This is a genomic window from Streptomyces sp. NBC_01788 (genome assembly GCF_035917575.1).
GTDB lineage: Bacteria > Actinomycetota > Actinomycetes > Streptomycetales > Streptomycetaceae > Streptomyces.
Map to the genome: position 1 here is coordinate 6,924,086 of NZ_CP109090.1, position 18,490 is coordinate 6,942,575.

The following is an 18,490-nucleotide window of genomic DNA, read 5'->3' on the forward strand; positions in this document are numbered from 1 at the left end:
ACCCGGCAACGGCAACAGCTGCCGGGACGGGCCGCCGCATCGGGCGCTCGGGGGCTACGCTCGAAGTCTGCATGCCGTCGGGTGACTTGGGGAGGTAGCGGGATGACGGAGGTACGGCCGGGCACGGCCGCCTCGGACTCGCTGTGGGAGCGTGACGAGGAACTCACCGCCGTCGTACGCGCGATCGACGTCCTGTGCGCCGACCGCGCGTCCTCCGGAGGACTGCTGGTCCTGGAGGGCGAGGCCGGTCTGGGCAAGACCGCCCTGCTGACCGAGACCCGCCGCATCGCCCAGGACCGCGGCTGCGCCGTGTGGTCGGCGCGGGGCGGCGAGACCCTGCGCTCCGTCCCCTTCAACGTGGTACGGCAGTTGCTGCAGCCCGCGCTGCTTTCGCTGATGCCCGAGGAGGCCCGTGAGTACCTCGGCGACTGGTACCACATCGCCGGCCCCGCCCTCGGCATCGCCGAACCCCGGGACGGCCAGGCCGACCCGCAGGGCGTGTGCGACGGCCTGGTCGCCGCCGTGCGCCGGCTCGCCGAGCGCGAGTGGCCGCTGGTGCTGCTGATCGACGACGCCCACTGGGCCGACGCGGAGACCCTGCGCTGGCTCGCCGCGTTCGCCGAACGCCTCGACGACCTGCCCGTACTGCTCGTGGTCACCTGCCGGCCGGGCGAGATCGGCGGCGAGGGCGCACAGTGCCTGGACGCGGCCGTCGCCGCCGCGGGCGTCCACGCCCTGAACGCCCTGACCCCCGAGGCGACCGCCGGGCTCACCCGCACCACCCTCGGCCCGCACGCCGACGCCCCGTTCTGCCGCGAGGTGTGGGCGGTCACCGGCGGCAACCCGTACGAGACCGTCGAACTGCTCGCCAAGGTGCGCGACAGCGAACTCGAACCGGTCGAGGCCCGGGCCGCCGAACTGCGCGCCCTGAACCGCTCCGCCCGCGGCGGCGGCCTCGTCGCCCGCCTGGAGGAACTCGGCATAGACGCCACCCGGTTCGCCTGGGCCGCCGCGGTCCTCGGCACCGGCATCTCCGTGGAGCTCGTCGCCCGGCTGGCCACCATGACCCGCGACGACGCCGAGCGCTGCGCCGAACTGCTGCGCCGCGCCCGCATCCTCACCGAGCCGGACCCGGGGACCGGCCGGGGCGGCGGCGGGGAGCTGGAGTTCTTGCACCCGCTGATCGCCACCGATGTCTACAACTCCATCCCGGACGCCCTGCGCACCGCCATGCACGGCATCGCCGCCCAGGTGGTCACCGACTCCGGGTTCGGCGCCGCGGCGGCCTCCCGGCATCTGCTCCAGGTCCACCCGGACGACGACCAGGAACTCGTCGAGGAGCTGCGCGAGGCGGCCCGCGAACACCTCGCCGTCGGCGCGTCCGACGCGGCCCGCCAGTGCCTGGAGCGGGCCCTGCTGGAGCCGCCGACGCCCGGCACGCACGCGCGTGTGCTCTACGAGCTGGGCTGCGCCACGCGGCTGACCGCGCCCGCCACCACCATCGAGCACCTCCAGCGGGCGCTCGCCATGCCCGGCCTCGACGGTCCCACCCGTGTGGACGCCGTGCGGCGGCTCTCCCAGGCCCTGCTCCACAACGACCAGCTGGAGGAGGCCGTCCGCACGGTCGAGGCGGAGGCCGCCCGCCACGAACCGGGGCCGACCCGGATGCGGTTGCAGGCCGTGCAGTACATGTGGGAGGGCCTGTACACGAGCGGGACCAGCTCCCCGGACCGCTCCGAGCGCCTCGCCGCGCTCGCCTCCGGCTGCACCGGACGCGACAACTCCGAGCGCGCCCTGCTGATCCTGCGCGGTTTCGACGCCATGACCCGCGGCGAGAGCGCCGAGGAGGTCGTGGAGCTGTGCGACCGGGCCCTCGTCAACGGCCGCCTCGCACCCGGACTCGGCTGGACCGACACCGAGTGGGGCATCGAACTGCTGCTGATGCTCGCCACCGCCTACGCCTACTGCGACCGCCTCGACCGCGCCGAGACCCTCTACACCGAGGCCCTGCGCGCCTACGAGACCGCCGGCTGGAGCGGCGGCCACCTCGCCCTCGCCCACGCCTACGTCGGCCTCGGGCACCGCAGGCGCGGCCGGCTGCGGGAGGCGGAGGAGGCCCTGCGGGCATCGCTGCGCCTGGCCGAGCGGGTCGGCCGCGGACTGCCCCTGTACTGGACCGCGACCTGCAACCTCGTCGACACCCTGCTCGCCCGCGGCCATGTCGAGCGGGCCTGGGAGGTGGCCGAGCAGCACGGCTTCGCCCCGCCCTACCCGTCCACCATCGTGCTGCCCGATCCGCACAGCGTGCGCGGCCGGCTGCTGCTGGCCCTCGGCCGCACCGAGGACGGCCTGGGCGAACTGGATGCGGCCGAGAAGGCGGCGGCCGCCCGCGGCCACCAGAACCCGGTGACGGTGCCCTGGGCGGCCGACCTGGCCCGGGCGCTCGCCACCGAGGACCCCGAGCGGGCCGGGCGGCTCGTCGCCGACCTCCGCCGCCAGGCCGAGCGGTTCGGCACCGACACCGCCATAGGAGAGGCCCTGCGCTGCGCCGCGGCCCTGGAGACCGGCCAGCGGGCGGTCCGGCTGGCCGCCCAGGCCGTCACCTACCTGGAGGCCTCCCCCTGCCAGTACGAACACGCCGTCGCCCGCGTCGAGTTCGGCATCGTCTCGCGCTCGGCCGCCGAACTGGACCGTGGCCTGGCCCTGGCACGCTCGTGCGGTGCGGACGGCCTGGCGCAGCGGGCGGCACGACTGCTTGAGTCGGAACACGGGCTGAGCCAGGCCCCGGCGTAGGGCCGGTACGGGGGACCGTGCGGTGGGCGCGGGTTCGGTACGCCTGTCCACGGCCGGGGGACGCCCACCTGGGCCGCGGTGACAGGAAGAGCCGTCGCCCGCGGCCCCCGTCAGCCCTCGTCCGGCTCCTCCGCCAGCACCCGCTGGGCCACCGCGAACGCCGAGTTGGCCGCCGGGACCCCGCAGTACACGGCGCTCTGGAGCAGCGCCGCGCCGATCTCGTCGGGGGTGAGCCCGTTGCGGCGGGCCGCCCGTACGTGCATGGCCAGTTCGTCGTAGTGGCTGTGCGCGATCAGCGCCGTCAGGGTGATCAGGCTGCGCTCGCGGCGGCTCAGCGTCGGGTCGGTCCAGATCTCGCCCCAGGCGTAGCGGGAGATGAAGTCCTGGAAGCGGGCCGTGAACGGGGTCTGCCGGGCCTGCGCCCGGTCGACGTGCGCGTCGCCGAGCACCTCGCGGCGCACCTCCATGCCCCGCCGGGGAGCACCGTCGAGGTGGGTGCGCAGCACCGCCAGGACCGCCTCGGGGCACTGCGCGGGCGCCAGGTGCGAGGCGCCGGGGATCTCGGCCAGCGCGGAGCCGGACACCGCGTCGGCGATCTGCCGCAGATGCGCGGGCGGGGTGGCCGGGTCCTCACGGCCCGCGACCAGCAGGGTGCGTGCGCCGATCTCCGGCAGCCGGTCGGTGAGGTCGAACGCGGCCAGCGCGTCGCAGCAGGCGGCGTACGCCTCCGGGACGGCCTCCCGGTGGTCCCGGACCAGTTCCGGCACGGTGAAGTCACCGGCGAACCACCGGGCGCCGGCGCTCTCGACCAGCCACTCAAGGCCGTCCCGCCGGACCCGCTCGGCCCGCTCCTGCCATGCCTTGGCGCCGTTGAAGTGGGCCGACGAGCAGATCACGGCGAGCGAGTCGACGCGCTCGGGGTGGTGCACGGCGAGATGCAGACCCACGGCGCCGCCCAGCGACACCCCGGCGTACGCGAACCGTTCGATGCCGAGCGAGTCGGCGAGCGCCAGCACCAGGCCGGCGAGGTCGCCGACGGTCGCGCCCGGCCCGATCAGCCCGGCCGGTGAACCCCCGTGCCCGGGCAGGTCCCAGCGGACCACCCGGTGGGAGATCGCCAGCTCGGGGGCGATCTTGTCCCACAGCGCGTACGACGTGCCGAGGGACGGCCCGAGCAGCAGCGGGGGAGCGGAGGCGGGGCCTTCGAGGAGGTGGTGCAGAGTCAACGTCGCTCCAGGGCACGGTCGGTGAGGGTTCCGGCGGAGCCGGTGTAACGGGCCGGGTCGGTGAGTTCGCCCAGATCCACGTCCACGTCCTTCAACTCGGGCTGTTCGGCGAGGAGGTCACCGAGGCTTCGGTTCTCCGCGTAGGCGCGCCGGGCGAGTTCGGTGAGCAGCTCCTTGGCACGGGCCCGGCCGAGCACGGGGGCCAGCTCGGCCGACAGCCGCTCGGAGACGATCAGCCCATGGGTCAGCCCGAGATGGGCGCGCATCGCGTCCGCGTCCACCCGCAGGCCCTCGGTCAGCTCCGCGGCGTCGCGGGCCGCGCCGCCGACGAGCCGCAGCAGCTCCCGCAGCGGCTCCCACTCCGCGTGCCAGGCGCCGGGAGGCCGTTCGTCCGGCGCCACCAGCGACCCGTAGAGGCCGGCCGCGAGGTGCGGCGCGCGCTGGGCGGCGGCCGCGATCAGGGTGGACCGCACGGGGTTCGCCTTGTGCGGCATGGCGGAGGAACCGCCGCCGCTGCCCTCGGCGAGTTCCGCGGTCTCCGTACGGGTCAGCACCAGCACGTCCGCGGCGATCTTGCCCAGCGCCCCGGCGGCGAAGGCGAGGCATCCGGCGAGATCGGCGATCGGGGTGCGCAGTGTGTGCCAGGGCAACAGCGGCTCGCGCAGGCCCAGTTCACGGGCGTACGCGGCGACGAGCGCGGTCGGGTCCTCGGCGCCGTACGCGGAGAAGGCCGCCAGCGTCCCCGCAGCGCCGCCGAGTTGGGCGGGCAGGGAGTCCCGCACCCGGATGATCCGGTCCCTGGCGTCCAGCACCAGCGACCGCCAGCCGGCCGCCTTCAGGCCGAACGTCGTCGGCACGGCGTGCTGGGTCAGCGTCCGGCCCGGCATCGCCGTGTCGCGGTGCGCGGCGGCCGTCCGGGCCAGCGCCTGCTCGGTGCGGGCCAGATCGGCGAGGACCAGGCCCAGGGTGCGCACCGCGACCAGCATCGTCGCTGTGTCCATGATGTCCTGGCTGGTCGCGCCCCGGTGGACGTAGGAGCCGTACTCCTCGCCCACGGCGCGGGTGAGGTCGGCGACCAGCGGGATGACCGGGTTGCCGCCGCCGCGGGCGCGTTCCGCGAGCGCGCGCAGGTCGAAGCGGTCCGGATCGGCCGCCCGGGTCACCGCCTCGGCCGCCCGGTCCGGGGCGAGGCCGAGAGCGGCCTGGGCGCGGGTGAGTGCCGCCTCCGCGTCGAGCAGGGCCCGCAGATAGGCGGAGTCGCTCGTCGCGGACGCGGCGGGGGAGCCGGCCCAGCCCGGACCGAGCAGGCCGACGTCGAGGCCCACGGCGGCGGGATCAGCGGCGGATGGTGTCACTGGAACTCCAGGAAGACCGTTTCGCCCTCGCCCTGAAGGCGGATGTCGAAACGGTAGGCCCCACTGGCTTCCCGCGCGGCGATCAGCGTGGCGCGCCGCTCCCCGTCCAACTGGGCGAGCAGCGGATCGGCGGCCAGCGCGGCCTCGTCACCGGGCAGGTAGATCCGGGTGAACAGATGCGCGAGCAGCCCGCGCGCGAACACGCACACGCTGAGATAGGGGGCGTTCCGCCCGCGCGCGCCGGGCCGCAGCGTCCGCGCGTACCAGTGGCCGTCGACGTCGGTCTGGATGCGGCCGAAGCCGGTGAACTCCACGCCGTTGCGGCCGAGGTGGTCGCCGGAGGCCGGGTCGCGCCGCATCGAGCCGTCGACGGCCGGCAGGTTGCCGTCGGGGTCGGGCCCCCACACCTCCACCAGGGCGTCCGGCAGGGGCCGCCCCTCGCCGTCGTACACGTACCCGTGCACGGTGACGGTGTCCGGGTGCCCCAGGGGCGCGATCTCCTCGCCGCCGCGGAAGGGGAGCGCGTACCCGTAGAAGGGGCCCACCGTGTGCGACGGAGTGGGCAGCACGTTCTCGGGGCTGCTCGTGTCGATCTTCGTCATGGCAGGTCAGCGCCCTTCTTCGAGCCAGGTGGCGTGCGGGCCGTCCAGCACGATGTCCCACTGGTAGCCGAGCGAGAACTCCGGCACCGACAGGCTGTGGTCGTAGGTGGCGACCAGCCGCTGCCGGGCCGCGTCGTCCGTCACGGACTGGAGGATCGGGTCGTACGGGAACAGCGGGTCGTTCGGGAAGTACATCTGCGTCACCAGCCGCTGCGTGAACGCCGCGCCGAAGACCGAGAAGTGGATGTGCGCCGGACGCCAGGCGTTGACGTGGTTGCGCCACGGGTACGGGCCCGGCTGGATCGTGGTGAACCGGTAGAAGCCGTCCGCGTCGGTCAGCGTACGGCCGACGCCGGTGAAGTTGGGGTCGAGCGGCGCGTCGTGCTGCTCGCGCTGATGGGCGTAGCGGCCCGCGGAGTTGGCCTGCCAGATCTCGACGAGCTGGCCGCGCACGGGCCGCCCGTCACGGTCGAGCAGTCGCCCGGAGACGGTGATCCGCTCACCGATCGGCTCACCCGTGTGCTGCCGGGTGAGGTCGTTGTCGATCCCGGTGATGTCCCGCTCGCCGAACGCGGGCGAGGACAGCTCGACCAGCTCCGGGTCCTTGCTGACGTCGACGGCGACCAGCGGCTGTTCGGGGTGGCGCAGCACCGAGGAGCGGTACGGCGCGTAGTCGCGGCGCGGGTGGTGCTCGACCGGGGCGCCTTCGGCGACACGCTTCTCGTACGCGGCGTGCTCGGCCGCGATCTCCTGGTCGATGTCGTGCTGAGTGAGAGCCATGGGGGTTTCCTAACCCTTCCTTAGCGTTCGAGGACGAGGGCGAGGCCCTGGCCGACGCCGATGCAGAGGGCGGCGACGCCGACTCCTGTGCCCTTGCGGGCGAGTTGGTGGGCGACGGTGCCGGCGAGCCGGGCGCCGGAGGCGCCGAGCGGGTGACCGAGGGCGATGGCACCGCCCTGGGGGTTGAGGACGGCCGGATCGAACTCGGGCCACTCCGCGACGCATCCGAGGACCTGGGCGGCGAACGCCTCGTTGAGTTCGAGGGTGTCGAGGTCGGCGAAGGTCCTCCCGGCTTTCGTCAGCGCCCGGTTGATGGCTTCGACGGGGGCCAGTCCGAACCAGTGCGGGTCGACGGCGGACAGCCCGCTGGCGGAGATCCGGGCCAACGGCTCGCGGCCGGTCGCCTTCAGACCCTCCTCGTCGGTGAGGAGCAGGGCCGCGGCACCGTCGTTCAGCGGGGAGGCGTTCCCGGCGGTCACCGTACCGTTCTCCGTACGGAACGACGGCCTGAGCCTGGCCATGGCTTCCAGGGACGCGTCCGGGCGTACGGACTCGTCGGCGGCGAACACCACCGGGTCGCCCTTGCGCCGCGGGACGGCGACCGGCGCCAACTCGGGGTCGAACAGGCCCTCTTCCTGTGCGGCCGCCGCCTTCCGGTGGGAGGCGAGCGCGAACTCGTCCTGCCGCTCGCGGCTGATCCCGTGCTTCTCGGCGATCAACTCCGCGCACTCGCCCAGCGGGACGGTCCACTGCGGGTCCATCCTCGGGTTGACCATGCGCCAGCCCAGGGTGGTCGAGTACAGCTCGGCGTGCCCGGCAGGGAAGGGTCGGTCGGATTTGGGCAGCACGTAGGGGGCGCGGGTCATCGACTCCACACCGCCTGCGACGGCGATGGAGGCGTCGCCGACGGCGATGGCGCGGGCGGCCTGGATCACCGCCTCCAGGCCGGAGGCACACAGCCGGTTCACCGTCACGCCCGGCACCGAGGTCGGCAGGCCCGCCAGCAACGCGGCCATGCGGGCGACGTCGCGGTTCTCCTCCCCGGCGCCGTTGGCGTTGCCGAGGTGGACGTCCTCGATGCGGGCCGGGTCCAGGTTGGGGGTGCGGGCGAGGAGTTCACGGATCGCGTGGGCGGCGAGGTCGTCCGGGCGGACGCTCGCCAGGGCGCCGTTGTAGCGGCCGATCGGGGTGCGGACCGCGTCGACGAGGTAGACGGTCTTCACAGCAGGTCCTTTGCGACGGTCAGCTTGGCGCCGGTCCTGGCGGCGATCTCCTCGACGCCGACGCCGGGTGCGGTCTCGACGAGGACGAGTCCGTCGCCGGTGACGTCGAGGACGCCGAGGTCGGTGATGATCCGGTCCACACACGCCCTGCCGGTCAGCGGCAGCACGCACTCTTCGACGATCTTGGGGCTGCCGTCCTTGGCGGTGTGGGTCATCACCACGATCACCGTGCGGGCACCGTGGACCAGGTCCATCGCCCCGCCGATCCCCGTGACCATCCTGCCCGGGACCGCCCAGTTCGCCAGGTCACCGCCCGCGGACACCTGCATCGCGCCCAGTACGGCGACGTCGATGTGCCCGCCGCGGATCATCGAGAACGACAGCGCCGAGTCGAAGAAGGAGGCACCGGGCAGGACCGTCACGGTCTCCTTGCCCGCGTTGATCAGGTCCGGGTCGACGGCGTCCTCGGTGGGGTAGGGGCCGGTGCCCAGGATGCCGTTCTCCGACTCCAGGACCACCTCCACGCCCTCCGGCAGATGGTTCGGAATCAGGGTGGGCAGACCGATGCCCAGATTGACGTACTGGCCGTCGCGGAGTTCCCGCGCGGCACGGGCGGCCATCTCCTCGCGTGTCCAGGCCATCAGTTGCTCACCGTCCGCTGCTCGATCTTCTTGTCCGCCGCCTGCTCCGGGGTGAGGGCCACCACGCGCTGGACGAAGATGCCCGGCAGGTGCACCGCGTCCGGGTCGATCTCACCCGGCTCGACCAGTTCCTCCACCTCGGCGACGGTGACCTTGCCGGCCATCGCGGCGAGCGGGTTGAAGTTCCGGGTGGACTTTTTGAAGACCAGGTTGCCGTGCCGGTCGCCCTTCGCGGCGCGCACCAGCGCGAAATCGGTCCGGATCCCGCGCTCCAGCACGTATTCGGTGCCGTCGAACTCCCGCACCTCCTTCGGCGGGGACGCGAGCGCCACCCCGCCCTGCCCGTCATACCGCCACGGCAGCCCGCCCTCGGCCACCTGCGTACCCACACCCGCAGGCGTGTAGAAGGCGGGAATCCCCGCCCCGCCCGCGCGCAACCGCTCGGCCAGCGTGCCCTGCGGAATCAGCTCCACCTCCAGCTCACCGGCCAGATACTGCCGCGCGAACTCCTTGTTCGCCCCGATGTAGGAGCCGGTCACGCGACCGATCCGGCCCGCGGCCAGCAGTACCGCCAGGCCCGACTCCATCGCACCGCAGTTGTTGGAGACGACCGACAGCCCGCCCACCCCGCGGTCGTACAACGCACCGATCAGCACATTCGGCACCCCGCTCAACCCGAAACCACCGACCGCGAGCGACGCGCCGTCCGGCACATCGGCCACGGCCTCAGCGGCTGTGGCGACCACCTTGTCCATCGAATCAAGCCTCATCTCTGCCGAGCATCCAGCAACGCAGATAGTCAGCGCACTGACTATCTGGCGGTTCCCTCACGCTGCCACTTGACGCACGCCCAGTCAATACCCGCCTGACCAGGATGAGCGGGGCGTCCGAGGTGCCCGGGAATTCATGGTGGAGAGGTGACTCGTCGGCGGTATCGTTCAGTGCACCTACAAAAGGCACAGCCGATACGACGGATCGACGCGAGGAGCGCACATGGGCGCGGTGGACCTCTCGACCCACCCAGGGCATCTGGCCCGGCGGTTGCAGCAGGCGCACTACCTGCTGTGGAACACGATGGTCTCCGAGGAGATCACCTCGCCGCAGTTCGCGGTCCTGAACGTGCTCGTCGCCGAGCCGGGTCTCGACCAGCGCACGGTGGGGGAGCGGGTGGGCCTCGACCGGTCCACGATCGCCGAGGTGATCAGCCGCCTCGGCCGCCGCGGACTGCTCGACAAGGTGCGCGACCCGCAGGACGGCCGCCGCTTCCTGCTGCGGCTGACCGGCGAGGGGGAGCGCACTCACCGGAAGCTCACGGTACGGACGGCCCGGATGAACCAGGTCTTCCTGGGGCCGCTCAGCGCCGAGGAACAGGCCCTCTTCTTCGATCTCATCCGGCGGGTCGCGGACGCGGCCGAGGGACTGCGCCACCCGGCGGAACCCGTCGCGGCGCAGCCCTGATCGTGCCCGTCACCGTTCCCGGTCACGTCCGAGGATCACGGTTCCGGGGTCAGGACCACCCAGACCTGGCCCCGGGCGAAGTTCACGTCCGTGCCGTCGGCGGCCGTGAACCGCGTGCCGTCCGCCGCGCTCGGGCGCTTCCAGGTGGCGTCGTACACCCGCCCGCCGCGCAGCACCTCCGCCTTCCCCGAACCGACGGTCTCGGTGTACGGGGTGTAGTTGCCGAGCACGTCGTGCAGGTCCGATGTGCGCACCTTCACGTGCTGCACCACCACCGTCGCGGGCACCACCCTTCGGCCGTCGGTCGTGACCGTCTGCCGGCCGTCCATCGCCACCTGCCAGCCGTGCCGCCCCGCCGACCAGGTGAAGGTGAACCAGGCCGCCGGGTAGTGGACCGTGCGTGAGGTCTCGGCGCGGCCGCCCGCGGGCGGCGGGCCGTAGTGGAAGCCGGTGGTCAGCGCGTCCGCTCCCGGGGCCGGGCCGAGGAGCTTGCCGGGGCGCAGGTACAGGTTGTGCGGTGACGGCTTGGCGGTGCCCCGGAAATACGCGTCGGGCTTGTCGTCGGGTGTCCTGGGGGTCAGGGGCGCGGCGTCGATCAGCGGCAGCAGTTTGTGCTGGGCGCCGGAGAAGGCGAGCGTGGGGTGGTCGAACTGGCGCAGCAGTTCGAGATCGGACTCGCGCGTGCTGCGCACCGGTCCGACGACCGGGGGCAGGCGGGTGGCGTAGACCGCCATCAGCCGGGTGAGCCCGCCCTCGACCTGCTCCGCGTACACGATGTCGGCGGCGTCGAGGCCGGTCTGCGGGCGTGCCGCCTGCACGTTGTCGATCTTGACGGCGAGGACGGGACCGGCGTGCTCCGGACTCGGTGCCGGGCTCTGCGGCAGTTCCCGCGCGGGCGCGGGAATGTGTCCCTTTCCGTCCTGCTGGTCCCCGGCGGAGCCGTGTCGTGCGGTGCAGCCCGTCGTCAGACTGGCCGTCGTCACGACGGCCATCAGTGCCACCGCCGAGGCGGCGCACCGCATGCGCGTGCTTCCTCCCATGTCCACCGTCAGCCCCCGTCTCCGTGCCGTCCCTTGACTGTCTGTTTATCCGTTCATCGGTGGCCATACCCGCACGTTTCTGATCGGGCGTGACCCGCTGGGGCGACCGGCCCTTCGAGCGCGACCCAGTGCGCCGAACGGCCCAATGAGGCGACCGGCGGTTCGGCGGGTCGGGCCCCGGGTACCCGGGCGCGGCACGGGAGACGCAGAACGACGGAGGGAGCGCGCCGCCATGAAGGCAGTGACGTGGCAGGGCAAACGCGACGTTCGGGTGGACGAGGTCCCCGATCCGAGGATCCAGGAGCCGACGGACGCCGTCATCCGGATCACCTCGACCGGCCTGTGCGGCTCCGACCTGCACCTCTACGAGGTGCTCACGCCATTCATGACACCGGGCGACATCCTCGGTCACGAGCCCATGGGCATCGTGGAGGAGGTCGGCGCCGGGGTGACGAACCTCAAGCCCGGCGACCGGGTGGCCGTACCGTTCCAGATCTCCTGCGGCCACTGCTTCATGTGCTCCGCGGGCCTGACGACCCAGTGCGAGACCACCCAGGTCACCAGCGAGGGCATGGGCGCCGCCCTGTTCGGCTACACCCGCCTGTACGGCGCCGTGCCGGGCGCCCAGGCCGAGTATCTGCGCGTCCCGCAGGCGCAGTTCGGCCCGATCAAGCTTCCCGAGGGTCCGCCCGACGACCGGTTCCTCTACCTCTCGGACGTGCTGCCGACCGCCTGGCAGGCGGTCGCCTACGCCGATGTGCCGCGCGGTGGCAGCGTGGCCGTACTCGGCCTCGGCCCCATCGGCGACATGGCGTGCCGAATCGCCAAGGCGCGCGGCGCCGAGCGGGTGTTCGGCGTCGACCTGGTCCCCGAACGGCTGGCCCGGGCGCGCAGGCGGGGCGTGGAGACGTACGACCTGCGGGGCTTCGACAACGAGAAGGAACTCATCGCGGCGATCCGCGACGAGACACAGGGACGCGGGCCCGACGCCGTGATCGACGCGGTCGGCACCGAGGCGCACGGCAGCGCGGCAGCCCGGCTCATCCAGCAGGCCGCGGCGGTGCTGCCGCACGCGCTGAGCGGACCGCTCGCCGAACGCTTCAGCGTGGACCGGCTCGCAGCCCTGCACACCGCCATCGAACTGGTGCGCCGTGGCGGCACGCTCTCCCTGAGCGGCGTCTACGGCGGCACGGCCGACCCCATGCCGATGATCACGCTCTTCGACAAGCAGATACAGATGCGCATGGGCCAGGCCAACGTCCGCCGCTGGACCGACGAGATCATGCCCTACCTCACGGACGAGGACCCGCTGGGCGTCGACGACTTCGCCACGCACCGGCTGCCGCTGTCCGACGCGCCCCACGCGTACGAGATGTTCCAGCGCAAGCAGGAAGGCGCCGTCAAGGTCGTCATGCGGCCGTGAGGCCCGCGGCCCGCGCCCGGACCGCCGGCCCCACACGCGCACCGGCTCAGGTGCGGGAGCCGAAGACCTCCGCCAGGTCGTAGCGGACCGGCTCCTCCAGCTGGGCGTAGGTGCAGCTCTCCGGCGCGCGGTCCGGACGCCAGCGGCGGAAGCGGGCCGTGTGCCGGAACCGCGCCCCGTTCTCCATGTGGTCGTAGGCCACCTCGGCCACCCACTCCGGCCGCAACGGAACCCAGGACAGGTCCTTCTTCCCCGACCAGCGGCTGGGCGCGCCCGGCAGCCGGGCCGCCTCGTGGGCCGCCTCGTCCGACCAGGCCGCCCACGGGTGCCCGCCCACGTCGTCCATCCGCAGCGGCTCCAGCTCCTCGATCAGCTCGGCGCGCCGCTTCATCGGGAACGCGGCGCACACGCCGACGTGCTGGAGGGTGCCCCGGTCGTCGTACAGGCCGAGCAGCAGCGAGCCGACGACCGGGCCGCTCTTGTGGTGACGGAACCCGGCGACCACCACGTCCGCCGTGCGCTCGTGCTTGACCTTGAACATGGCCCGCTCGTCCTGGAGATAGCGCAGCCCCAGCGGCTTGGCGACGACACCGTCCAGGCCCGCGCCCTCGTACTGCTCGAACCAGCGCCGGGCCACCTCGATGTCCGTCGTCGCGGGTGCCACGTGCACCGGGGCGGTGACCTCCGCCAGTGCCCGTACCAGCAGCGCGCGCCGGTCGGACAGCGGCACGTCCAGCAGGGACTCGCCGTCCAGGGCGAGCAGGTCGAAGGCCACGAAGGAGGACGGGGTCCGCTCGGCCAGCATCCGCACCCGCGAGTCCGCCGGGTGGATCCGCTCGGTCAGCGCGTCGAAGTCCAGCCGGCCCTCCCGTGCGATCACGATCTCCCCGTCCAGCACGCACCGCTCGGGCAGCCGCTCCTTGAGCGCCTCGACCAGCTCGGGAAAGTACCTGGTCAGCGGCTTTCCGGTGCGGCTGCCCAGCTCGACCTCGGTGCCGTCGCGGAACACGATCGCCCGGAACCCGTCCCACTTCGCCTCGTACTGCATGTCCGGCGGGATCCTCGCCACCGACTTGGCGAGCATCGGCTTCACGGGCGGCATCACCGGCAGGTCCATGTCTGGCATTCTGCGCGCCCGCGCGCATGCCCGCCCGGTGTGCGAGGCGCGCGCGCTGCCCCTACCGTGGCTCGCATGGGCGATGCGGTGGAACTGGAGGTCGGCGGCCGGACCGTACGGCTGTCCAGCCCGGACAAGGTGTTCTTTCCCGAGCGCGGATTCACCAAGCTGGACGTCGCCCGGTACTACCAGTCCGTCGCCCCCGGCATCCTGCGCGCCCTGCGCGACCGCCCCACCACTCTGGAGCGCTACCCGGACGGCATCACCGGCGAGTGGTTCTTCCAGAAGCGGGCGCCCAAGGGGATGCCCTCATGGATTCCCACCGCCCACATCACCTTCCCCAGCGGACGCAGCGCCGACGAGATGTGCCCCACCGAGGAGGCCGCCGTGGTGTGGGCCGCCCAGTACGGCACGCTCACCTTCCACCCCTGGCCGGTGCGCCGCGACGACGTCGACCACCCCGACGAACTGCGCATCGACCTCGACCCGCAGCCCGGCACCGACTTCACCGACGCCGTGCGCGCCGCACACGAACTGCGGTCCGTGCTGGAGGAGTTCGGGGGCCTGCGTGGCTGGCCGAAGACCTCCGGCGGCCGCGGTCTGCACGTGTTCGTGCCGATCGAGCCGCGCTGGACCTTCACCCAGGTGCGGCGCGCCGCGATCGCCGTGGGCCGGGAGATGGAACGCCGGATGCCCGAGCACGTGACGATCAAGTGGTGGAAGGAGGAGCGCGGCGCCCGGATCTTCCTGGACTACAACCAGACGGCCCGCGACCGCACCATCGCCTCCGCCTACTCCGTGCGCCCCCGCCCCCACGCCCCCGTCTCGGCGCCCCTGCGCTGGGAGGAGGTCGGCGTCGCCCGGCCCGAGGACTTCGACGTGGCCACCATGCCGGCCCGGTTCGCCGAAGTCGGCGACGTGCACGCCGACATGGACGGCCACGCCTTCTCCCTGGAGGCCCTGCTGGAACTGGCCTCCCAGGACGAACGCGACCACGGTCTCGGCGATCTGCCCTACCCGCCCGAGTATCCGAAGATGCCCGGGGAGCCGAAACGGGTCCAGCCGAGCCGGGCGAGGAAGCAGGGTCCGGCCGCCGGCTGAGTCCGCCGGCACCCCCGGTGGGAGGCGCGCGGCCGGACGAGAGCGCTCTCACGACGGGGCCCGTGCGCGGTTATCCTGATCCACAACCGCCGGTGAGGAGCCCAGAAGTGACCGAGGCAGCGTCGCGTCCCACGTTGGAGGCCGTGGCCGCGCGTGCGGGGGTGTCGCGGGCCACCGTGTCCCGGGTGGTGAACGGCGGGGACGGGGTGCGGGAGCCGCTGGCCGAGCGGGTGCGGCGGGCCGTGGAGGAACTCGGGTACGTGCCGAACCAGGCCGCCCGCAGCCTGGTGACCAAGCGGCACGACGCCGTCGCCGTCGTCATCGCCGAACCGGAGACCCGGGTCTTCGCCGACCCGTTCTTCGCCCTGCAACTGAGGGGCATCAGCAAGGAGCTGACGGCCCACGACTCGCAGCTCGTGCTGCTGCTGACGGAGGGGCGCGACGACCACGCGAGGGTCGGGCGCTATCTCGCCGGCGGCCACGTGGACGGCGCGCTCGTGTTCTCGCTGCACCTCGACGACCCGCTGCCGGGGCTGATCCGGCGCGCCGGGGTGCCGACCGTGTTCGGCGGGCGGCCCGGCTGGAGCGACGACACCGCCCCCGGCGCCACGGACTCCGCGCGGACGGCCGGGAACCCCGCGGTCGTCTACGTCGACTGCGACAACCGGGGCGGGGCGCGGGAGGCCGTACGGCATCTGGTCGGCCTCGGCCGGACCAGGATCGGGCACATCACCGGCGCCCTCGACCAGACCTCGGCGGCGGACCGGCTCGACGGCTTCCGGGACGTGATGGCCGACGCCGACCCGCGGCTGATCGTGGAGAGCGACTTCACCCCGGCCGGCGGCGAGCGCGCCATGCGCGAACTCCTCGACCGCTGCCCGGACCTGGACGCGGTGTTCGCCGCCAACGACCTCACCGCCTCCGGTGCCCTGCGCGTGCTGCGCGAGCGCGGGCTACGGGTCCCCGACGACGTCGCCGTGGTCGGCTTCGACGACATGCTGCCCGTGGCCGAGCAGACCGAGCCGCCGCTGACGACCGTGCGTCAGGACATAGAGGAGATGGGCCGGCTGATGGCCCGCCTCCTGCTGCGCGGCCTCGACGGACACGGCGCCGAGGCCGGGGTGGGCGGCGCGCCGCGCAGTGTCATCCTGCCGACCACGCTCGTACGGCGCGCCTCCGCGTGAGAGCCTTTTCCAGGCCGCCGGGGTGGCCTCACGTCTTGGACGGGGCGCTCCTGATCACCGCGAAGCGTGCGCCGTAGGGGTCGGCGAGCCTGGCGATGCGGCCGACTCCCGTGACGTCGGTGGCCGGCACCCGGATCGTGCCGCCGAGCTCCTCGGCCCTGGCCACCGTCGCGTCCGTGTCCGGGACCTCGAAGTACGGCAGCCAGTACGCGCCCGTCTTCGCCTCGGTCGGGTCGTCGGAGAGGGCCACGATGCCGCCGAACATGGCGTCCTCGCCGCCCTCGGCGGGGTTCACGCAGGTGTAGGTACCGCCGGGGAAGGGCACGCCTGAGGTCTCCAGGCCCAGCACCTTGTTGTAGAACGCGGCCGCCGCGGCGATGTCCGCCGTGTAGAGCTCGACCCAGCACAGCGAGCCCGCCTCGCCGGCCACGTCCACGCCCTTGATCCGCCCCGGCTGCCAGAGGCCGAACGGCACGCCCGCCTTGTCGGCGAGGACCGCCATGTGGCCCTCACCCATCACGTCCATGGGCTGGACCAGCACGGTGCCGTGCGCCTCCTCGGCGGCCTTGGCGGTCGCCGCCGCGTCGGCGCTCTGGAAGTACACGGTCCAGGAGGGCGGCCCGTGCTCCGGCGAGGTCTGCATCCCGCCGGCCACCGTCCTCCCGCCGAGCTGGAAGAACCCGTATCCACCGGCCTGCGGGCCGGCCGACTGGAACTCCCAGCCGAAGAGAGCGCCGTAGAAGGAGCGGGCGCCGTCGATGTCGGGCGCACCGACATCGATCCAGTTCGGAGCGCCGTTGACGAAACGGGTGGTGAGCATCCTTGCCCTCCTTCGAAGGTGCCCGGATCCATGCACTGCCGAGTCTGTCACCCCCCACTGGCAACCGCCGCCGCAACACGGCCCGCCCCCACGCCACCGGCCCCCTGGGACCCCGCTGGGTCCCAGGGGGCCGGTGCCGGTCTCGACATCCCTCGGGGTGTTCCGCGCGCCGTCGTGCGTTCGCGGTGGATGTGCGGCCATCATCGGGGCGGTGCGCGGGCGTGGGTGTCCGCGTTGATCCGGCGTTGAGCGGATGTTTCGCGGCGGTCGGCACGATGTCGTGCATGCACTTCGAGACGACCGCCCCGGACGACATCGCCTGGCAGGACCTGGCCCTGTGCGCGCAGACCGGGGCCGACTTCTTCTTTCCCGAGCCGGGCAGTTCCGTGCGTGAGGCCAAACGCATCTGCGGGATGTGCGAGATGCGCCCGGCCTGCCTGGAGTACGCCCTCGCCAACGACGAGCGCTTCGGCGTCTGGGGCGGACTGTCCGAGAAGGAACGGCAGGCCCTCGGGCGGACCGGACGGGCCGCCCCGTGCGCCGGCGGCTGATCAGGCGCCGGCCCGCGCCGCCATCCGGGCCCGCCGCGCGGCGAGCCGCTCGTCGAACTTCGCCGCCTCCGCGTCCAGGCCACCCATGAACATGCCCAGCTCCTCCTGCGCCTGCAGGCCCTCGGGGCCGAGCCCGTCGATCTCCAGGACCTTCAGGAAGCGGAGCACCGGCTGGAGCACGTCGTCGTGGTGGATGCGCAGGTTGTAGACGCCGCCGATGGCCATCTGCGCCGCCGCCCGCTCGAAGCCGGGGATGCCGTGGCCGGGCATGCGGAAGTCGACCACCACGTCCCGCACCGCCTGCATCGTCAGGTCGGGCGCGATCTCGAAGGCGGACTTGAGCAGGTTGCGGTAGAAGACCATGTGCAGGTTCTCGTCCGTCGCGATGCGCGACAGCATGCGGTCGCAGACCGGATCGCCGGACTGGTGCCCGGTGTTGCGGTGCGAGATGCGGGTGGCGAGCTCCTGGAAGGCGACGTACGCGACCGAGTGCAGCATCGAGTGCCGGTTGTCGGACTGGAAGCCCTCGCTCATGTGCGACATCCGGAACTGCTCCAGCTTGTCCGGGTCCACCGCGCGCGAGGCGAGCAGATAGTCGCGCATCACGATGCCGTGCCGGCCCTCCTCGGCCGTCCAGCGGTGCACCCAGGTGCCCCAGGCGCCGTCCCGGCCGAACAGGGTGGCGATCTCGTGGTGGTAGCTGGGGAGGTTGTCCTCGGTCAGCAGGTTGACCACCAGGGCGATCCGGCCGACCTCCGTGACCTTGGACTGCTCCTTGTCCCAGGCCTCGCCGTCCTCGAAGAGCCCGGGGAAGTTACGGCCGTCGCTCCAGGGCACGTACTCGTGCGGCATCCAGTCCTTGGCAACCGTCAGATGCCGGTTCAGCTCCTTCTCGACCACTTCCTCCAGCGCGTACAGCAGCCGCGCGTCGGTCCATGCGGACGGGCTGCCGAGGTGAGGAGAGGTAAGGGTCACGGAAACTCCAGGGGGACGCGTGAAGCAGCGGGAGCTGGCAAGGGCGCAACGCAACGGGCCCGGCGAGCGGTGCACGGGAACCTACGGGATCGTAGGCTACGAATCCGTAGGTTACGAATCCGTAGGTTAAGTTCGCTGTAAAGGTAGCTGATCAGAAGGGTGCGCGCCGGAGTTGACGGGTCCCCAGAACCAGCCCAGCAT

At 72.8% G+C, this 18,490-nt stretch carries 17 protein-coding genes; 6 read left to right on the forward strand and 11 right to left on the reverse strand.

The genetic code is table 11. The features are described from left to right. Window positions 1–102 precede the first annotated feature (102 nt). On the forward strand, window positions 103–2,793 hold the full coding sequence (locus OIE49_RS31035) for an ATP-binding protein (RefSeq protein WP_326805184.1): 2,691 nt from the start codon (window positions 103–105) through the stop codon (window positions 2,791–2,793). Between the two features lie 110 nt (window positions 2,794–2,903). Here OIE49_RS31035 and pcaDC read toward each other — a convergent pair whose 3' ends face one another. From pcaDC to OIE49_RS31070, 7 genes are read right to left on the reverse strand one after another with little or no spacing between them, the layout of a single operon-like run. Continuing rightward, window positions 2,904–4,019 (reverse strand): bifunctional 3-oxoadipate enol-lactonase/4-carboxymuconolactone decarboxylase PcaDC, encoded by a 1,116-nt coding sequence (pcaDC, locus tag OIE49_RS31040; RefSeq protein WP_326805185.1) that lies wholly within the window; start codon window positions 4,017–4,019, stop codon window positions 2,904–2,906. Then, window positions 4,016–5,374 (reverse strand): 3-carboxy-cis,cis-muconate cycloisomerase, encoded by a 1,359-nt coding sequence (gene pcaB, locus OIE49_RS31045; RefSeq protein WP_326805186.1) that lies wholly within the window; start codon window positions 5,372–5,374, stop codon window positions 4,016–4,018. Before pcaB ends, pcaDC begins: the two co-directional genes overlap by 4 nt. Further along, the gene (gene pcaG, locus OIE49_RS31050) at window positions 5,371–5,976 is read right to left on the reverse strand and encodes a protocatechuate 3,4-dioxygenase subunit alpha (RefSeq protein WP_326805187.1); all 606 of its coding nucleotides are present in this window, start codon (window positions 5,974–5,976) and stop codon (window positions 5,371–5,373) included. The genes pcaB and pcaG overlap by 4 nt, the downstream gene beginning before the upstream one ends. 6 nt (window positions 5,977–5,982) lie before the next feature. Next, the gene (pcaH, locus tag OIE49_RS31055) at window positions 5,983–6,756 is read right to left on the reverse strand and encodes a protocatechuate 3,4-dioxygenase subunit beta (RefSeq protein ID WP_326805188.1); all 774 of its coding nucleotides are present in this window, start codon (window positions 6,754–6,756) and stop codon (window positions 5,983–5,985) included. Between the two features lie 20 nt (window positions 6,757–6,776). Further along, on the reverse strand, window positions 6,777–7,979 hold the full coding sequence (locus tag OIE49_RS31060) for a thiolase family protein (protein WP_326805189.1): 1,203 nt from the start codon (window positions 7,977–7,979) through the stop codon (window positions 6,777–6,779). Next, window positions 7,976–8,620, reverse strand: coding sequence for a CoA transferase subunit B (locus OIE49_RS31065; protein WP_326805190.1), 645 nt, complete (start codon window positions 8,618–8,620; stop codon window positions 7,976–7,978). Before OIE49_RS31065 ends, OIE49_RS31060 begins: the two co-directional genes overlap by 4 nt. Then, entirely contained in the window at window positions 8,620–9,375 is a 756-nt protein-coding gene (locus OIE49_RS31070) for a CoA transferase subunit A (RefSeq protein WP_326806369.1), read from the reverse strand. Before OIE49_RS31070 ends, OIE49_RS31065 begins: the two co-directional genes overlap by 1 nt. 238 nt (window positions 9,376–9,613) lie before the next feature. Between OIE49_RS31070 and OIE49_RS31075 the strand changes: the two genes are divergently transcribed. After that, complete coding sequence (locus tag OIE49_RS31075) at window positions 9,614–10,078, forward strand: MarR family winged helix-turn-helix transcriptional regulator (RefSeq protein WP_100571565.1); 465 nt, start codon at window positions 9,614–9,616, stop codon at window positions 10,076–10,078. A gap of 35 nt (window positions 10,079–10,113) precedes the next feature. Here OIE49_RS31075 and OIE49_RS31080 read toward each other — a convergent pair whose 3' ends face one another. After that, a complete protein-coding gene (locus OIE49_RS31080; RefSeq protein WP_326805191.1) occupies window positions 10,114–11,100 on the reverse strand; it encodes a DUF3048 domain-containing protein in 987 nt (328 codons plus the stop codon). A gap of 250 nt (window positions 11,101–11,350) precedes the next feature. Between OIE49_RS31080 and OIE49_RS31085 the strand changes: the two genes are divergently transcribed. Further along, the gene (locus OIE49_RS31085) at window positions 11,351–12,541 is read left to right on the forward strand and encodes a zinc-dependent alcohol dehydrogenase (protein ID WP_326805192.1); all 1,191 of its coding nucleotides are present in this window, start codon (window positions 11,351–11,353) and stop codon (window positions 12,539–12,541) included. A 46-nt stretch (window positions 12,542–12,587) separates the two neighbouring features. Here OIE49_RS31085 and OIE49_RS31090 read toward each other — a convergent pair whose 3' ends face one another. Further along, the gene (locus OIE49_RS31090; protein ID WP_326805193.1) at window positions 12,588–13,658 is read right to left on the reverse strand and encodes an ATP-dependent DNA ligase; all 1,071 of its coding nucleotides are present in this window, start codon (window positions 13,656–13,658) and stop codon (window positions 12,588–12,590) included. A 75-nt stretch (window positions 13,659–13,733) separates the two neighbouring features. On the opposite strand from OIE49_RS31090, the gene ligD reads away from it, so the two are divergent. Both ligD and OIE49_RS31100 read left to right on the forward strand, forming a co-directional pair. After that, entirely contained in the window at window positions 13,734–14,759 is a 1,026-nt protein-coding gene (gene ligD / locus OIE49_RS31095) for a non-homologous end-joining DNA ligase (protein WP_326805194.1), read from the forward strand. A 107-nt stretch (window positions 14,760–14,866) separates the two neighbouring features. After that, window positions 14,867–15,943 carry a LacI family DNA-binding transcriptional regulator gene (locus tag OIE49_RS31100; protein ID WP_326805195.1) on the forward strand — a complete coding sequence of 359 codons (1,077 nt, stop codon included), beginning with the start codon at window positions 14,867–14,869 and terminating at the stop codon, window positions 15,941–15,943. A 28-nt stretch (window positions 15,944–15,971) separates the two neighbouring features. On the opposite strand, the gene OIE49_RS31105 is transcribed toward OIE49_RS31100, so the two are convergent. Beyond that, window positions 15,972–16,763, reverse strand: a complete 792-nt coding sequence (locus OIE49_RS31105; protein ID WP_326805196.1) for a VOC family protein — start codon at window positions 16,761–16,763, stop codon at window positions 15,972–15,974. A 284-nt stretch (window positions 16,764–17,047) separates the two neighbouring features. On the opposite strand from OIE49_RS31105, the gene OIE49_RS31110 reads away from it, so the two are divergent. Continuing rightward, window positions 17,048–17,314: a WhiB family transcriptional regulator gene (locus OIE49_RS31110; RefSeq protein ID WP_326805197.1), complete on the forward strand. Its 267-nt coding sequence runs from the start codon at window positions 17,048–17,050 to the stop codon at window positions 17,312–17,314. On the opposite strand, the gene OIE49_RS31115 is transcribed toward OIE49_RS31110, so the two are convergent. Then, window positions 17,315–18,289 carry an acyl-ACP desaturase gene (locus OIE49_RS31115; protein ID WP_326805198.1) on the reverse strand — a complete coding sequence of 325 codons (975 nt, stop codon included), beginning with the start codon at window positions 18,287–18,289 and terminating at the stop codon, window positions 17,315–17,317. Between the last annotated feature and the right edge of the window lie 201 nt (window positions 18,290–18,490).

What these genes read in the sequence shown, in the direction of transcription:
- OIE49_RS31035 (WP_326805184.1), top strand. Translation starts at nt 103, where the DNA reads ATGACGGAGGTACGGCCGGGCACGGCCGCCTCGGACTCGCTGTGGGAG.
- pcaG (WP_326805187.1), bottom strand. Translation starts at nt 5,976, where the DNA reads ATGACGAAGATCGACACGAGCAGCCCCGAGAACGTGCTGCCCACTCCG.
- pcaH (WP_326805188.1), bottom strand. Translation starts at nt 6,756, where the DNA reads ATGGCTCTCACTCAGCACGACATCGACCAGGAGATCGCGGCCGAGCAC.
- OIE49_RS31065 (WP_326805190.1), bottom strand. Translation starts at nt 8,620, where the DNA reads ATGGCCTGGACACGCGAGGAGATGGCCGCCCGTGCCGCGCGGGAACTC.
- OIE49_RS31070 (WP_326806369.1), bottom strand. Translation starts at nt 9,375, where the DNA reads ATGGACAAGGTGGTCGCCACAGCCGCTGAGGCCGTGGCCGATGTGCCG.
- OIE49_RS31075 (WP_100571565.1), top strand. Translation starts at nt 9,614, where the DNA reads ATGGGCGCGGTGGACCTCTCGACCCACCCAGGGCATCTGGCCCGGCGG.
- OIE49_RS31080 (WP_326805191.1), bottom strand. Translation starts at nt 11,100, where the DNA reads ATGCGGTGCGCCGCCTCGGCGGTGGCACTGATGGCCGTCGTGACGACG.
- OIE49_RS31085 (WP_326805192.1), top strand. Translation starts at nt 11,351, where the DNA reads ATGAAGGCAGTGACGTGGCAGGGCAAACGCGACGTTCGGGTGGACGAG.
- OIE49_RS31090 (WP_326805193.1), bottom strand. Translation starts at nt 13,658, where the DNA reads ATGGACCTGCCGGTGATGCCGCCCGTGAAGCCGATGCTCGCCAAGTCG.
- ligD (WP_326805194.1), top strand. Translation starts at nt 13,734, where the DNA reads ATGGGCGATGCGGTGGAACTGGAGGTCGGCGGCCGGACCGTACGGCTG.
- OIE49_RS31105 (WP_326805196.1), bottom strand. Translation starts at nt 16,763, where the DNA reads ATGCTCACCACCCGTTTCGTCAACGGCGCTCCGAACTGGATCGATGTC.
- OIE49_RS31110 (WP_326805197.1), top strand. Translation starts at nt 17,048, where the DNA reads ATGCACTTCGAGACGACCGCCCCGGACGACATCGCCTGGCAGGACCTG.